The following is a 226-nucleotide window of genomic DNA, read 5'->3' as shown; positions in this document are numbered from 1 at the left end:
GCGCTGAGGATATGCGCTGTGGCGATCTGACTGAAGCACAACTGAAATCCCATTACCGGCTGGACTATATCTCTGACCGTGTTGATCCTTACATGCTGACCCGGCGTTCCTCAATGGATCGGCCTCAATCCATGTTCTGTTGCAATCGGCGCGGAGCCGGAGAGAAAATTAGCCGGCAGCAGTGCGCCATGATGCTGTTTGATGAGTTCCGCTCGTTATCCCGTAA

The 226-nt window shown here is 53.5% G+C and carries 1 protein-coding gene; it reads left to right on the top strand.

Annotation, left to right across the window (positions count from 1 at the left end; all coding sequences use genetic code 11):
- On the top strand, nucleotides 1-226 hold a 226-nt coding region (locus AB6T85_RS23745), incomplete at both ends, for a DUF3289 family protein (protein ID WP_369897062.1).

This window comes from Erwinia aeris (assembly GCF_041224955.1).
GTDB lineage: Bacteria > Pseudomonadota > Gammaproteobacteria > Enterobacterales > Enterobacteriaceae > Erwinia > Erwinia aeris.
Note: the sequence above shows the minus strand (reverse complement) of the source record. Positions and strands in the feature narration are given on the sequence as shown.